The sequence below is a fragment of the Prescottella sp. GW823-FHT02E09 genome, assembly GCF_058797375.1.
Window position 1 is genome coordinate 447425 of sequence record NZ_JBXAJP010000002.1, and the last position, 13476, is coordinate 460900.

Sequence of the window (13476 nt, forward strand, 5' to 3'; positions counted from 1 at the left end):
TCGGGTCTTCGACTCGCCGTGACCGCTCCACTCCCGCCAGGAGGAATCCAGCGTGGCTGCATCCGCTACCCAGAGAAACGTCGTCTTCGTCGACGGCATCCGCACGCCGTTCGGCAAGGCCGGGCCGAAGGGCATCTATGCCGAGACCCGCGCCGACGACCTGGTCGTCAAGGCCATCCGCGAGCTGCTGCGCCGCAACCCTGCGCTCGATCCCGCGCGGATCGACGAGGTCGCGATCGCCGCGACCACCCAGACCGGCGACCAGGGCCTGACCATCGGCCGCACGTCCGCGATCCTCGCGGGCCTGCCCGAGACCGTCCCCGGCTTCGCGATCGACCGCATGTGTGCCGGCGCGATGACCGCTGTCACCACCACCGCGTCGGGCATCGGCTTCGGCCAGTACGACGTCGTGATCGCCGGCGGTGTCGAGCACATGGGCCGCCACCCGATGGGCGAGGGCGCCGACCCCAACCCGCGCTTCCTCGCCGACCGCCTGGTCGACCCGAGCGCACTGGTGATGGGCAACACCGCCGAGAACCTGCACGATCGGTTCCCGAGCATCACCAAGGAGCGCACCGACGCCTACGCCGTCGCGTCGCAGAACAAATACGAGGCCGCCAAGAAGGCCGGCTTCATCGCCGACACCCTGGTGCCGGTCGCCACCCGTTCGGCCGCGGGCTGGGGCCTGGCCACCGAGGACGAGCCGCCCCGCCCCGGCACCACGCTCGAGGATCTCGCCAAGCTCAAGACCCCGTTCCGCCCGGCCGGCCGGATCACCGCCGGTAACGCCGCAGGCCTCAACGACGGCGCCACCGCCGCGATCCTCGCCGGCGAGGACACCGCCCACGAGCTGGGCCTGCCCGTCGGCATGCGCATGGTCGGCTTCGCCTTCCAGGGCGTCGACCCCGCCGTGATGGGCATCGGCCCGGTCCCGGCGACCGAGAAGTTGCTCGCCCGCACCGGCATGAAGATCGAGGACATCGGTCTCTTCGAGATCAACGAGGCGTTCGCGGTGCAGGTGCTCGCGTTCCTCGAGCACTTCGGTATCGCCGACGACGACCCGCGGGTCAACCAGTGGGGCGGCGCCATCGCGTGCGGCCACCCGCTCGCCTCGTCCGGTGTCCGCCTGATGACGCAGCTGTCGCGTCAGTTCGCGCAGAACCCCGACGTCCGCTACGGCCTGACCACGATGTGCATCGGCCTCGGCATGGGCGGAACCGTCATCTGGGAGAACCCGAATCACAAGGACTACGCAGCACACGAAGCGGGAGCCAAGTAAATGACCGACATTGCTAACGGGGCGAGCGAAGCGACGGGGAACATCGGCGCAGTATTCGCCGACGAGGTCGTGACGAACGCCTTCACGAAGTTGATCTCGGTGCCCGGTATCGAGGGTCCCGTCGCGCTGATCACGCTCGACAACGGCTTCGACCACACCAAGCCGAACTCGTTCGGCCCGGCCGGTCTGCTGGCGTTCGACCAGGCGCTCGACCAGGCCTTCGCCGCCAACCCGGCCGCGATCGCAGTCACCGGTAAACCGTTCATCTTCGCGGCCGGCGCCGACCTCAAGGGTGTCCCGAGCATCACGACCCGCGAGCAGGGCGTCGAGCTCGGGCAGCTGGGCCACCGCGTGTTCCGGCGCCTGCGCGAATCGTCCGTTCCGACGTTCGCGTTCGTGAACGGTGTCGCGCTCGGCGGCGGCCTCGAGGTGGGTCTGCACTGCCACTACCGCACCTTCGCCGACAACGTCGGCGCGCTCGGCCTGCCCGAGGCGATGCTGGGCCTGGTTCCCGGCTGGGGCGGAACGCAGCTGCTGCCCAACCTGATCGGACCGTCGAACGCCGTCACCGTCGCGATCGAGAACCCGCTCAACAACGGCAAGGTCATCAACTCGAAGAAGGCCCTCGAGCTCGGCATCGCCGACGCCGTGCTCGGGTCCGCCGACTTCATCGAACAGTCCCTCGCGTGGGCCGCACAGGTTCTCGCCGGTGACATCACGCCCGCGCGTCCCGAGATCGATCGCGGCGCCGGCTGGGACGAGGCAATCGCCCGCGCCAAGGCGATCGTCGAGGGCAAGACCAAGAACAACGCCCCGGGGGCGGTGCGCACGGTCGAGCTGCTCGAGCTGGCCCGCACCACCGACCTCACCGACTCGAAGTCCCTCGACGCCGGGTTCGCGGCCGAGGACAACGCGCTCGCCGATCTGCTCATGACCGACGAGCTGCGCGCCGGGCTGTACGCGTTCGACCTGGTGAACAAGCGGGCCAAGCGTCCCGCCGGCGCACCCGACAAGTCGTTGGCGCGCAAGGTCACCGGTGTCGGCATCGTCGGCGCCGGCCTGATGGCGAGCCAGTTGGCGATGCTGTTCGTCAAGCAGCTCAAGGTCCCGGTGATCCTCACCGACATCGACCAGGAGCGCATCGACAAGGGTGTCGGCTACGTCCACGGCGAGATCGACAAGCTGGTCGCCAAGGGCCGGCTGTCCCCGGACGGCGCGAACCGTCTCAAGGCGCTCGTGACCGGCTCGCTCGACAAGGCCGCGTTCGCGAAGACCGACTTCGTCATCGAGGCCGTCTTCGAGAACATGGATGTCAAGAAGAAGGTGTTCGCCGAGCTCGAGGAGCACATCTCCCCCGAGACGGTCCTCGCGACCAACACCTCGTCGCTGTCGATCACCGAGATGGCGGCCGACCTGAAGCATCCCGAGCGGGTAGTCGGCTTCCACTTCTTCAACCCCGTCGCGGTGCTGCCGCTGCTCGAGGTCATCAAGGGTGAGAAGACCGACGATGCGACCCTCGCAACGGCATTCGCCACCGCGAAGGGGCTCCGGAAGTCGGCTGTCGGATCCGCCGACCTGCCGGGCTTCGTGTTCAACCGCCTACTCATCCGCGCGCTCGGCGAGGTCATGAACGCGGTCGACGAGGGCACCCCGTTCGACGTCGCCGACAACGCGATCGCCGAACTCGGCATGCCGATGACGCCGTTCACGCTGCTCGCGCTCGTCGGCCCGGCCATCGCGCTGCACACCGGCGAGACCCTCAACGCTGCCTACCCGGAGCGCTTCAAGCCGTCCCCCGGGCTCGAGGCCATCGTCGAGGCCCGCAAGCCCGGTGTGTGGTCCTGGACCGACAAGGGCCAGGTCGTCGACCCCGAGGTCGCGGCGCTGTGGCAGCAGGGTGACAAGCCGTCCACGTCGCAGGAGGTGCTCGAGCGCACCCGCCGGGCGTTCGCCGAGGAGATCCGGATCATGCTCGAGGAGGGCGTCGTCGCCGCTCCCGAGGACATCGATCTGTGCCTGATCCTGGGCGGCGGCTTCGGTTTCTGGAACGGTGGCATCACGCCGTACCTGGACCGCACCGGCACGTCGGAGGCCGTGAACGGCAAGCCGTTCCTGGCCAAGGGCGTCGCGAGCGTCTGACCCGATCCGTCACGAGAGGAGCGCGTCCCCGGCACTGGGGGCGCGCTCCTCGTCGGATGAATCCGCCTCGGTCGCAGCGACATCGGCGGTCACGGCATCGGTGGTCTCGAGGTCCGGCACGTCACTTCCGCACAATTCGTCGTCCAGGATCGGCTCGCCGAGCCCGATCCTCTCCTGGATGCGCTTCATCCACGCCGGTGCCCACCAGCAGTCGTCGCCGAGCATCTTCATCACTGCCGGCACCAGGAACATGCGGATCAGCGTCGCATCGATGACGAGCGCGGAGATCATGCCGTAGGCGATGTACTTCATCATCACCAGTTCGGAGAAGCCGAACGCGCCGGTGACGACGATGAGGATCAGCGCGGCCGCGGTGATGATCCGGCCGGTGTGGGCGGTGCCGATGCGGATCGCTTCGGTGGTGCTCGCGCCCTGCGATCTGGCCTCGACCATGCGGGAGAGCAGGAACACCTCGTAGTCGATGGACAGGCCGTAGACGATCGCGACGATCAGCACCAGCATCGGCGACGTGATCGGGCCGGGTGTGAAGCCCAGCACACCCGAACCGTGGCCGTCGACGAAGATCCAGGTGAGGATGCCGAGGGTCGCGCCGAGACCGAGCGCGCTCATCAGCACCGCCTTGATGGGCAGCACGAGCGACCCGAATGCCAGGAACATCAGCACCGTCGTCAGGAGCAGCACGGTCGCCACCATCAGCGGCAGGTTGTCCAGCAACGCGCTGATGCTGTCCTGCTCGATCGCCGGGGTGCCCCCCACCAACACCTGCACACCGTCCGGCACGTCCATCGCACGCAGGAAATCGATCGTGGGGGCGGAGTCGTTGCGGTCGACCAGGCCGGCCTTGAGGACCTGGACACCGTCCTTCGCCGGTCCGGTGATCGAGAACTTCTCGACCAGGCCGGGCGCGCCGCTCGCGGTCTTGAGGATCTGGCCGACTTCCGCGCCTTCGGCGCCGGTGATCACCAGTTTCACCGGTTCGGTGCGGTTGCCGGGGAACAGTTCGTCGAACTGCTCCTGCGCGATCCGCGTCGGATTGTCGGTCGGCAGGTACTCCTCGTTGATGCCGCCGAACTTGATGCCGGTCAGCGGCACCATGAGCAGCAGCAGACCGACCACGATGGGGATCGTGACCTTGAGCGGATTGCGCATCACCCAGCGCGTGAGACGGCCCCAGATGCTGGACTCGATCTCCTCGGTCGATTTGATCTGGCCGAACCGTTCGAGACCGAACTTGTCGATCCGCCGGCCCAGGATGCTCAGGATCGCCGGCAGCACCGTGACCGAGGTGAACGCCGCCAACAGCACCGTCGCGATCGCGCCGTAGGCCATCGACTTCAGGAAGCCCTGCGGGAACAGCAGCAGGCCACCGAGACTCGCGATGATCATCGTCGCCGAGAAGATGACGGTCCGGCCCGCCGTCATGACGGTGCGGCGCACGGCGTCTCGGGTGTTGCGGCCGTCGCCGAGTTCCTCACGGAACCGGCTGACGATGAACAGGCCGTAGTCGATCGCCAGACCCAGACCGATCAACGACACGACCGATGCGACAAACGCGTTGACCTCGGTGAAGTGCGTGATCACCCGCACGATGCCGGTGGCGCCGATGATCGTCAGGCCGCCGACGATCAGTGGCAGCGCCGCCGCGACCACGCCGCCGAACACGAAGAACAACAACACCGCGACCGCCGGGATCGCGAGGATCTCCATGCGTTTGATGTCGTTGGCGATGGTGTCGTTGATCGCGCTCGCGACCGGCTGCATGCCGGCGAGTTGGACCTCGACGCCGTCGATGGCGAACGAGTCCCGGATCTCGCGGAAGTTGTTGGTGATCGCGGTGTCGTTGTCGCCCTTCAGCGCGATACTCGCGATCGCATGCACGCGGTCCGCCGTCGCAAAAGCCGGCAGCCGCGGCGTGTTCGGCACAGGAAAGTAGCTGCCGTTGATCTTCGCGACCTGGTTCGGATGGTCCTGCAGCAGTCGCTGCAAACTGTCGGTGACCTGCGCGCTGAAGGCCGGATCGTCCACCGTCGTCCCATCGGGAGCGGTGTACATCGCGACGACATCACCCGTGGCATCCCGGCCGAACGTCCCGTCCGCGAGCTTCGCCGCGGCGACGGACTCGGAGCCGGGATCGTCCAGACCACTCTGACTGAGGTGCGCACCGAGACCGGAACCGTAGGCGCCCAGCGCCAACAGTCCGGCCACCATCACCGCGATGACAGTGAAACGGGCGCGGTAGACCAGATCCCCCCAGCGAGCAAACACGTATGGACTCCTCAGCCCCCGACGAGCAGCGCGGATAGTGGACGGCGGCGGCTGGGACCAGCCGCCGTGAAGCACGGGCCTTCACAGTACGGGCCGACACGCACGTTCATGATCGACTTCGTCCGCGACGCGATCGCCCCGGCCGGGCCGACCGGACCCCACCGCACCACCACCTATGCACAGGTTAGGCTCACCTCCTCCACTCTCGTCGACCCCGAAGGAGTTCCCCGGTGCTCGCTCTCACCACCCGCCGCAAGGTTGCGACGGCCGTCGCCGCGCTGAGCGCGACGGCGCTGCTCGCGTCGTGCTCGTCGTCGACCGACAGTGATTCCACCGCCGCGACCTCCGACGGCGCCTACCCCGTCACGATCGCGAACACGTTCGGCGAGACCACGATCGAGTCGAACCCCGAGCGGATCGTCACGCTCGGCTGGAATGCCGAGGATGTCGTCTACGCGCTCGGCGGAACCCCCGTCGGTATGCCGAAGAACTCCTACGGCGCCGACGAGAACGGCGTCATGCCATGGCTGTCGGACAAGTTCGACCCCAGCGCGACCACCCTGCTCGACGCGGCGACCTCCACACCCATCGAGGCGATCGCCGCCCTGGCTCCCGACGCGATCATGGCACCGTACGAAGGCTTCGACGAGGCCACCTACGGCCAACTGTCGTCCCTCGCACCGACGGTCGCTTATCCCGGCAAGGCGTGGCAGACGACGTGGCAGGACCAGACCACGCTGATCGGTGAGGCAATGGGCAAGTCCGACGAGGCGACGAAGCTTATCGACGGCATGAACACGATGCTCGCCGACACCGCCGCCGAGCACCCCGAGTTCGCCGGCAAGACCCTGTCGGTGATCAACCTCGACACCACCAACGGTCAGGTCAACGTCTACAAGCCGACCGACCCCCGCGTGCAGGTCCTCACCCAGCTCGGGTTCGTGAACTCCCCGGGTGTCGAGAAGCTCGCGGCTGAGACCGATCCGGACAGCTTCTTCGCGAGCATCTCCGCCGAACGCATCACCGAGGTCGACGCCGACGTCGTGATCGTGTTCGTGCCGGACGAGGGCGAGACCGCGAAGAACCCCACCTACAACTCGCTCGGAGCCGTCCAGCGCGGCAGCGCCGTGCCCCTGTCCGACACACAGGTGATCGCCGGCCTCAGCCGCACCGGCGTCCTCGCGACACCGTGGGTGATCGACCGGATCGCCCCGCAGCTGTCGGAGGCCGCGAAGCGGGTTGCGTGACGACCTCGTCAGCGTCGCGTCGTTCCGAGAGGAGCGGGGGGGGGGGGGGGGGGGGGTGTGCACCGGGGGGGGGGCCCGCTCCTCTCGCTTCGGGGCCGGGCTCGTCGGCCACCGGTCAGGACGCGAAGACGCGTCCGAAGGCTTCGAGGAAGGCAACGGGTCCCAGGGAGAACATGTAGCTGCTTCCGGTGAACATGGCGTCGACCATCGCGGTCACCTCCTCCCCGTCGCGCGGCGCGTGTGGTTCATTCGGCGAAGCTCCGTTCGATCCAGTCGACGGTCTGCATTCCGAACAGGTCGGTGCCCCATCCGTAGAGGTCCGTGAGCATACGCACCATGCTGCAGTCGCTCGGCGCGTACGTCACATCGGTTCCACCGGCCCGGTACCGATCCACGAGATCCCGCGAATCCTTCGCCGGGACAAGTGACATCGGCGAGTCGTCCTTCGCGCACGACGTGACGAGGACCTTCGACTTCGGGGCCTGTGTGCCGAGGAGATTGTCGTCGTAGACGTGTTGGAACGCGGGGATGTCGGCCGGGCTCTGCCCACCGACGAACAGCGTCTCGAGTGGGACGAACGGCGCCGTGAAGTACGCGGGGGTCTGACACTGCGTTCGATACGCGCGGGCCAGCGCCTTCCCGACGGGGTTCAGCTTCTCGTCGATCCGCATCTCGGGATACTTCGGTTCCAGACCGAGCAGCGTCGCGAAGGCGAAGCCGGAACCGATGGAACCGTCGGCGGTGCGCATGAAGTTCCTCTGGTTCACCACCATGCCCTCGAGGACCGTGGACCGGATGTTCAACTCGGGGGCGTACTGCGCCTGCGCTTCGGCCGCGAACCCGGCGCCGACACCTCCTCCAGCGATGCCGAACAGCGAGATCGGGGCAAGTGCGCTCAGTCCCGTGCTCGGGGCTGACACGGCGGCGCGCACCGCGTCGAGTTGGGCGTGACCGGCGAATCTTCCGGCGAAGACAGCGTGCGGGTCGGGGTCGCCGTCGTTGCCGACGTCGGAGATGACCACCGCGTAACCTTTGCCGAACAGCAGTGCCAGCGGTCCCAGTGCAGACCACGCGGAGCCGTCGAGTGGGTTCCCGCCCGTCCACTGGGTGCTCGGGTGGCAGTAGGCGCCGACACTGTCGTTGGCCTGCTGGTAGCTGATCACCTTCTTCGCCGCTGCGGGCGTGCCGTCGACGGGGATCATCACGATGCCGGTGCTGACCTCGGGCGTGGCCCCGTCGAGGCCGGTCGTCACGTACATCATCTTGTAGGCGTCGATCTTGCCCGGCTTGTAACCGAGGAACATCACGTCGACCGGCTTGATCTTCAGCACGGTGCCCGGGCGCTCCGCCCCGGTCAGTGGGGGTTCGTCGTAGAACGGGTCGCGCGCCGTCAGCGCCCTGAACGACTCGGCCCGGGACGCGGACGTCCCGGCGTCGAGCGCTCCGACGACGAACCCGTTGAACACCTCGCTCAGGCTCGGTGTCCGCACCGGGGACGGGCCCTGCTCCGATGACGACCCGCCCGACGATTCCGACGACGACCCAGCCGATGATTCGGCGGACGCGGCGACAGGAACGACCATCATCGCTGCGGTGGCCACCGCTGCGCAGGACAGGAATCGTGTGGCTGCGGAGAGCCTGCTGCCACGAATCTCGTCGACTGTCATCACGACACCGTCACTTCCGTGTTCTGCAGGGCGGCCTGCATGATCTGGGGAATGTTGAGCAGCGGTCGATGCGTTTCGAGTTGCGTCTCGTAGGGCACACGCAACTCGGATTCGAGCTGCGGCCAGTTGTTCTCGACCATGTCCTTGTACTTCGGGAGGAGCTGAGTGGTGATGTAGTCCCATCGTTCGTCGTAGACGGACCAGTTCCACGCCGGCAGTGGACTCGTCAGGGTCGCTGTGCGCCCATCGGGCAGGCGCGAGCTCACTTCGATGGGGCGGAACGAGCGGGGCGGCAGCACCCCGGCAACCGACGGTGACCCCGCCACGGTGGACAGGTAGGTGATCGCCTGACCGACGGTGTCCTTGTAGTTGCGAACGGTGTCCCACTGTTCCCGGATGATCAAGCCCTGCTCGCGCTGCAACAGTGCACCGTTGCCGCGCGCGATCCGGTCCGGGTCCTGCGACGCGACATCGCGCCACGCGGTCATGATGTCGTCACCGAACAGCCCGGCGCGTTGCATCTCCTCGAGGGCGGGGAGCCCACCGGTGACATAGGCGCGGTGCATGGGCATCAGGTCGGAGAAGATGTTCTTCTGCATCACCATGATCATTCCGAGGATGAAATGCAGGTCCTCGCTGGTGATTTCGCTTCCGGCCTCGGCCAGCGCCCGCAGTCCGTCCGGGAGCGAGTCGACGATGTCCGGGCCGGCGACGTCGGTGGCGGTCGCGACCACGGCCCGGGCGGACTGTTGAATCGGCGGGAGGTCGTAGGCGTTCGTCATGAGTTCGAAGTCGATCAGCCCGCCGCCGAAGTCGGCGCCGACCATGCCGCCCATGCCCGCCCACTGCAGTTCACGATGCGCCAATTGCAGGTCCTCGTAGAGGCGGTACGACTTGATCAGGTTGTCCCGGTTCACCGCCACCCCCGCACGCGGATCCCACGCGGCCAGGTCGATCCCCGCGGTGTCGGTGGCCTCCACCAGCCAGTACTGGAAGAGCAATGCCTGATACTCCTGTGGTGCCGCACCGCTCGCACGGGCGTCGCCCAGAAGTCGGGTGAGCGTGGCGCTGTCGGTGGGCAGCGCCGGATTGACCCCGCCGGGGCCGTGCGCCGCGTCCCGGTTGCTCATCGGCAGATTGAGATAGTGGTCGGACGTCGTCTCGGACGCGATCGCAGGTGCCGACACGGCACCCCCGATCGCCACGGTCGTCGCAGCCAACGCCGCGACCACACGCGTGACGGATGCACGCACAGCCCGACGATGCTCGAATCCAGCATTCATGTCGCTCCCCATGGCTCGCCTGAAATGGCCACCCCGACACGCTCGATCCAGGAGGACAATACTTACCGGCCGTTTCGAATCGCTGGAAATCGTCAGAAATCGTCGATATTCCCGCACTCCCACCACCGAATCGCGACAATAGAGACAAATTAGCGTTCGATTTCGCATTAACCGTAATTCTCGATCGCCGCACCGGAACAACCGAACCAGAAACGACCGTCGACGGCGGGGCGAGAACAGAACAGCATCTCGTGACGTCATCGCAGATCCATGCGGCGCGAACGACGCGCGAACGACGACGGACGGTGAACGGTTGCGAGCGCAATTTTCGATCCCCGGCCAGCCATACGGATGGCCACCGGATTTGCGCCCCGAGTGTGATCCACCGAATCGGCCGGCAGCCGCCTGCTCGCGCATTCCCCGGGGCTGTTCACCAATTGATTGTTCGTTCGATAATCCACTGGAATACCGTCGGCGGCCTCGATTCACCTGGGATGGGTGATGCGGTGCAGGCACAGCGGCGCGATGCTGCGGATTCGACAGCCGACACTTCGACCGTCCACTTCGATCACTCGGGCGACGCCGGAGATTCGGCAACCATGATCGGGAGGAACCAATGGCGGTCGGCAGCGACGACACCGGGGCTTCGAACCCGCCCAACATCGTGTACTTCCACGTCGACAACCTCGGCTGCGGGGAGATCAGCTGCTACAGCGGCGGCCCGTTCCGGGGTGCCTGGACTCGTCGGATCGACGCCTTCGCCGAACAGGGCATTCGGCTGACGAACTATGCCCCGGAAGCTCAGTGCACGCCCACCCGCTCCGCACTGCTCACCGGGCGATACGCGGTTCGTTCGGGCACCCATTCGGTTCCGATCGGCGTCGAGGACGGCTGGGGGTTGGTGGCATGGGAACGGACATTGGGAGACCAGTTGTCGGAGGCCGGGTATCGATGTGCGGTCTACGGCAAGTGGCATGTCGGGGAAGGGCCCGGTCGTTGGCCGACCGACCACGGCTTCCTCGAGTGGAGCGGGCCACCGCGCACCTACGATGAAGCTCTGTGGCCCGATGATCCTTGGTACGACCCCACCCGCGACCCGGTCAGCCGGATGGTCACCATCGCGGCCGGCGATGACGACGTCACAGAAGGCGAACAGATGACGCTGGATGTGCGCCGCGACGTCGATCTCGACTACCTCACGCGAGCCGACGCGTTCATCCGGAAGTCCGTCACCGACGCGAGACCGTTCTTCCTGTACTTCAACCACTCGATGATGCACATGCCCGTTCTCCCCCGGCGCGAGTTCGCCGGCAAGTCGGGCAAGGGCGAATGGGCGGACAGCTTGCTCGAGCTCGACTCAGATTTCGGGACAGTGCTCGACCTCCTCGACGAACTGGGAATCGGCGACGACACCATGGTCGTCTTCGCCGGCGACAACGGGCCCGAAGAGATGCTGCCCTGGCGTGGCTCGCCTGGATACTGGGAGGGGTCGTACTTCGCCGGAGGAGAAGGAAATCTCCGAACACCGTGCATTGTCAGGTGGCCCGGCCGCATCGGGCCGGATCGCGTTTCGAACGACATCATGCACGTCACCGACTGGTTCACGACGCTCTTGTCGGCAGCCGGCGCGAATGTTCCGTCCGATCGTGTGATCGACGGCATCGATCAGCTGCCCTGGCTCACCGGTTGGCAGGAGACATCCGCTCGCGACGGCTACCCGTACTGGATGGGTGCCGAGCTCTACGGGGTGAAATGGCAGGACTTCAAGGTTGTGATGAAGACCCAGAAGTTCTCCACCGACCCGGTGGGCACACTCGCCGCGCCGCACATCGTCAATCTGATCACCGACCCGCAGGAACGCGAACCCTTCAACTATCGCCACCTTCACAGCTGGGTCGCCGTCCACGCGGGGCGCATCCTCGGCGACTACAAGGCCAGCATTGCCCGCGAAGCACCCATTCCCCCCGGCGCTCCGATCGATTACCTGCCCCAGCATCGCTGAATCCCGCAATGGCGCACAGTCTTGCGACCGACACCGCGGTACTCAGCGCTGGTGCGCGGGCGACGTTCCCACCGAACCACGTGAATTCGGCGTAGCGTCCGGGCTGCAGATGTCGTTCGGACGGGAGGACGCACGAATGACCGACACGGACTCCGGCGATCGGCCCGCTCCGGCCCGGGCATCGGTCGGGCTGGCCGTGATGTTCTCCGCCGCCGCCGCACTCGGCGGTTTCCTGTTCGGCTACGACACTGCAGTGATCAACGGTGCGGTCGGCTCCATCCGGGATCGGTACGACATCGGCGCCGGCGCCACCGGCCTGTCGGTATCGCTGACACTACTCGGCGCCGCGCTGGGCGCCTGGGTCGCCGGCAGTATCGCCGACAGGCTCGGCCGCATCCGGGTGATGCGGATCGCGGCGGTGCTGTTCGTCATCGGCGCGCTCGGCTCGGCGTTCCCGTTCGGCATAGTCGATCTCACGCTGTGGCGTGTACTGGGCGGCGTCGCAGTCGGTTTCGCGTCGGTGATCGCACCGGCCTACATCGCGGAGATCGCGCCCGCAGCGATCCGCGGCCGCCTCGGCTCGATGTACCAGTTGGCGATCGTGCTCGGCATCGCGATCTCCCAACTCGTGAACTTTGCGCTGTCGTCGGCGGCCGGCGGGGGGCGCGGCGAACTACTGGGCGTCGAGGCGTGGCAGTGGATGCTCGCGATCGAGGCCGTGCCGGCGCTGCTCTACCTCGTGATGACCTTCACGATCCCCGAGTCACCCCGGCACCTGGTGCGCTGCGGCCGCGAGGACACTGCCCGCACGATCATCAGCGAACTCGAGGGTGGCGACGAGGATGCCGTCACACGCCGGATCGAGGAGATCCGGCAGTCCCTCGGCGCCGAGCGGGCCCGGGTGGGCGTGCGGGCGCTGTTCTCGAAGACCACCGGAGTCGCCCCGCTCGTGTGGGTCGGCATCGCGTTGGCCGCACTGCAGCAGTTCGTCGGGATCAACGTGATCTTCTACTACTCGAGCACGCTGTGGCAGGCCGTCGGCTTCGGCGAGGACCGCTCGCTACTCATCAGTGTCGTCAGCGCGCTGGTCAACATCGTCGGCACGTTCGTCGCGATCGCGGTGATCGACCGCATCGGGCGCAGGCCGTTGCTCCTGGTCGGCTCGGTCGGGATGGCCGTCTCCCTCGCGACCGCCGCGGTCTGTTTCCATTCGGCAATGGTCACGACGAACGAGATCGGCGAATCGGTGGCCACCCTGACCGGCGCCAACGGCACCGTCGCGCTGATCGCCGCCAACGCGTTCGTGTTCTTCTTCGCCCTCTCGTGGGGTCCGGTGGTGTGGGTGCTCATCAGCGAACTGTTCCCCAACCGGGTCCGCGCGGCGGCCGTCGGCATCGCGACGGCCGCCAACTGGGTCGCCAACTTCCTGGTGTCGGCGACGTTCCCGTCCCTCGCGGACTGGAACCTGTCGCTCACGTACGGCGGCTATGCGGTGATGTCGCTGCTCTCGATCATCGTGGTCGCCAAGTTCGTGACCGAGACCCGCGGCCGCACCCTCGAGCAGGCCGGCTGA

General features: G+C 67.0%; 7 protein-coding genes and 1 pseudogene. 5 read left to right on the plus strand and 3 right to left on the minus strand.

The annotated features are described in order from the left end of the window. The first annotated feature begins 52 nt into the window (after positions 1–52). Together AC1RIF_RS06245 and AC1RIF_RS06250 are read left to right on the plus strand one after the other, a co-directional pair. Positions 53–1279 (plus strand): thiolase family protein, encoded by a 1227-nt coding sequence (locus AC1RIF_RS06245; RefSeq protein WP_492600498.1) that lies wholly within the window; start codon positions 53–55, stop codon positions 1277–1279. Further along, complete coding sequence (locus AC1RIF_RS06250) at positions 1280–3418, plus strand: 3-hydroxyacyl-CoA dehydrogenase NAD-binding domain-containing protein (RefSeq protein ID WP_492600499.1); 2139 nt, start codon at positions 1280–1282, stop codon at positions 3416–3418. A gap of 90 nt (positions 3419–3508) precedes the next feature. On the opposite strand, the pseudogene AC1RIF_RS06255 reads toward AC1RIF_RS06250, so the two are convergent. Further along, a pseudogene (locus AC1RIF_RS06255) lies at positions 3509–5704 on the minus strand (MMPL family transporter); the annotation flags it as partial. A gap of 230 nt (positions 5705–5934) precedes the next feature. On the opposite strand from AC1RIF_RS06255, the gene AC1RIF_RS06260 reads away from it, so the two are divergent. Further along, positions 5935–6951, plus strand: coding sequence for an iron-siderophore ABC transporter substrate-binding protein (locus AC1RIF_RS06260; protein ID WP_492600500.1), 1017 nt, complete (start codon positions 5935–5937; stop codon positions 6949–6951). A 245-nt stretch (positions 6952–7196) separates the two neighbouring features. Here the strand turns inward: AC1RIF_RS06260 and AC1RIF_RS06265 are convergent, their stop codons facing one another. After that, positions 7197–8618 carry a lipase family protein gene (locus AC1RIF_RS06265; protein WP_492600501.1) on the minus strand — a complete coding sequence of 474 codons (1422 nt, stop codon included), beginning with the start codon at positions 8616–8618 and terminating at the stop codon, positions 7197–7199. Beyond that, entirely contained in the window at positions 8618–9901 is a 1284-nt protein-coding gene (locus tag AC1RIF_RS06270; protein ID WP_492600502.1) for a hypothetical protein, read from the minus strand. The genes AC1RIF_RS06265 and AC1RIF_RS06270 overlap by 1 nt, the downstream gene beginning before the upstream one ends. Before the next feature lie 616 nt (positions 9902–10517). Here AC1RIF_RS06270 and AC1RIF_RS06275 point away from each other — a divergent pair. Together AC1RIF_RS06275 and AC1RIF_RS06280 are read left to right on the plus strand one after the other, a co-directional pair. Continuing rightward, complete coding sequence (locus AC1RIF_RS06275; RefSeq protein WP_492600503.1) at positions 10518–11903, plus strand: sulfatase-like hydrolase/transferase; 1386 nt, start codon at positions 10518–10520, stop codon at positions 11901–11903. 136 nt (positions 11904–12039) lie between these two features. Continuing rightward, positions 12040–13476 (plus strand): sugar porter family MFS transporter, encoded by a 1437-nt coding sequence (locus AC1RIF_RS06280; RefSeq protein WP_492600504.1) that lies wholly within the window; start codon positions 12040–12042, stop codon positions 13474–13476.

Bases quoted from the DNA above. Each gene is read 5' to 3' on its own strand.
- AC1RIF_RS06275 (WP_492600503.1), top strand. From the start codon at position 10,518: ATGGCGGTCGGCAGCGACGACACCGGGGCTTCGAACCCGCCCAACATC.
- AC1RIF_RS06250 (WP_492600499.1), top strand. From the start codon at position 1,280: ATGACCGACATTGCTAACGGGGCGAGCGAAGCGACGGGGAACATCGGC.
- AC1RIF_RS06265 (WP_492600501.1), bottom strand. From the start codon at position 8,618: ATGACAGTCGACGAGATTCGTGGCAGCAGGCTCTCCGCAGCCACACGA.
- AC1RIF_RS06280 (WP_492600504.1), top strand. From the start codon at position 12,040: ATGACCGACACGGACTCCGGCGATCGGCCCGCTCCGGCCCGGGCATCG.
- AC1RIF_RS06270 (WP_492600502.1), bottom strand. From the start codon at position 9,901: ATGAATGCTGGATTCGAGCATCGTCGGGCTGTGCGTGCATCCGTCACG.